The organism is Stenotrophomonas sp. HMWF003, from assembly GCF_003061285.1.
GTDB classification, from domain to species: domain Bacteria; phylum Pseudomonadota; class Gammaproteobacteria; order Xanthomonadales; family Xanthomonadaceae; genus Stenotrophomonas; species Stenotrophomonas maltophilia_AP.
In genome coordinates this window covers 2,044-3,970 of the sequence record NZ_QAIW01000254.1, presented here as the reverse complement: position 1 = coordinate 3,970, position 1,927 = coordinate 2,044, and the positions used below count along the sequence as shown (strand labels likewise).

General features: G+C 71.9%; 2 protein-coding genes. Both read right to left on the bottom strand.

The features are described from left to right. Nucleotides 1–942: DUF3488 domain-containing protein (locus DBR34_RS22665; protein WP_258223815.1), on the bottom strand; the 942-nt coding region annotated here is incomplete at its 3' end. Next, a complete protein-coding gene (locus DBR34_RS10550; protein ID WP_128096755.1) occupies nt 935–1,891 on the bottom strand; it encodes a DUF58 domain-containing protein in 957 nt (318 codons plus the stop codon). The genes DBR34_RS10550 and DBR34_RS22665, both read right to left, overlap by 8 nt. Nucleotides 1,892–1,927 lie beyond the last annotated feature (36 nt).

The following is a 1,927-nucleotide window of genomic DNA, read 5'->3' as shown; positions in this document are numbered from 1 at the left end:
GCGGGCAGTGCTGCGCAGGCTGTGGGCACCGTCCAGGGTGCTGCCGGCGGGCGCCTGCAGCGGCAGGTCCAGCGCCACCAGCTGGCGGCGGTCGGTGGGCTCGTAGTCGATCTGGTAGTCCCAGCGCACAGCCGAATGCGTCACCGCCGCCGGTGACCGTTGCCGGGCAGCGTCATCCTGTTCCCAGCGGCGCCCATCGAAGCGGGTCATCACCGGGCCGCGCCAGTAGCGCTGCTCGGCGGCCGGCACGGCGCCGAAGAACTGCACGCGCAGGGCTGGCGCGTCGTCGGCCATCAGGTCCAGCCACTGCCCCGGCTCCATGTGGTCGGACAAACCGGGCGTGCCCACGGCGCGGTCGGGGATGCCCCACAGCGGCTGGCTCAGCCGCGGAAACAGCCAGAAACCGGCCAGCGCCAGAGGCAACCCCAGCGCGACCAGCTTGCCCACCCCGCGCAGCGCGCCGCCCAGGCGCGGGCTGGGCGCCTGGCCTTCGGCATGGGCAAGCCGCTGCAGGGTCAGCAGCGCCGTGAGCGCGGCCACGACGGCCAGGGCCATCGTGGTGGGGCCCTGGTCCAGCAGGAACGCGGCGAACGGCGCGAACAGCGCAAAGCCAAGCAGGCTGCGTGCATCGCGCAGGCTGCGCAGTTCGCTGGATTTGAGTGCCAGCATGGCCGCCAGCAAGGCGCAGCCGGTATCGCGGCCGGGACGCGCGCCCATCTGCCAGTAGATGGCGGCGAGCATGCACAGCACCAGTGCCACGCGCAGCACCGCAGGCAGCACGCGTTGACGCGCCGCCACGGCGGTCACCAGTGCGACCAGGGCGATGATGGCGGCGAGCAGGTCGGGCAGCTGCAGCAACAGCGGCAGCAGGCCCAGTGCAGCACTGGCCAGGGTCCAGTGGCGCGCGCTGGAACCCAGGGTGGGGGACGTGGGCTCAGTCATGCGGCATCAGCGCCAGTGCGCGTTGGCACAGGTGGTGGTGGGCGCTGCCATTGCCCGGTCCCAGCACCGGCTGCCCGGGTAGCTGCAGGGTGTAGCGGCGGCCATCGCGCTCGGCAAGGTCCACCCAGCGGGCCAGCCGCGCGATGCGTGCTTCGACCGGCAGCGCGGACAGCTGTCGCCAGTCCAGCAGTACGTCCACGCCAACCGGCTTTTCATACTCGCGCACCAGCAGGGTGTCGCGCCGGGCGGAGTGCTTCCAGGCGATGCTGCGCGTCGGGTCGCCCGCGCGGTAGGGGCGCAGCTGATGCAGCTCGTCGCCGCTGGCATGCACGCGGGTATGCAGGGGATCGCCACCACTTTCCGGCAGGGCGGGCGCCTGGCGTTCGGGGGCCGCGTAGACCAGCAGCGGTGCGTCGGGCCATACCCACGACCAGGCGCGCACCAGGCCGAGCGGCTGGGTGGTGGAAATGCGGATGCGTGCCAGATCGAACCAGCCGCGTCGCACGGTGGGCAGCATCAGGTCCACTTCGACCTGGTCGGTGTCCAGCAGGTGACCGAAGGCCACCGCCTGGCCAAGGGCCAGTTCGAGCCCGCGTCGCGCGCGCGCATCGGGCCGCGACACGCTGATCCGCAACCGCATCGGCTGGCCGGCGTGCACCGGTTCGGCCGACACCGCATCGACCTGCAGCCCGGACAGCTGCAGGTGCGCGCTGATGGTGCTGGCGATCGCGACGGTGGCCAACAGCAGCGCCAGCAGCAGCGCCGGGTTGTTGTTGTAGTTCAGCGCACCCAGCAACATCGCCACCAGCACGGTGGTCACGAACATGCCGAAGCGGGTGGGCAGCACGTAGATGCGGCGCCGGTCGAGCCGGCGCGGCAAGGCTTCGGGCTGCCGTGGCCGCGCCAGCAACTGCAGCTTCTGCCAGCGGTCTCCCCAGCCGCGGCGCATCTCAATCCACCGCGACAGTCTGGAGGATCGCGCGGG

Coding starts and splice junctions, on each gene's coding strand:
- DBR34_RS10550 (WP_128096755.1), bottom strand. CDS start 1,891: ATGCGCCGCGGCTGGGGAGACCGCTGGCAGAAGCTGCAGTTGCTGGCG.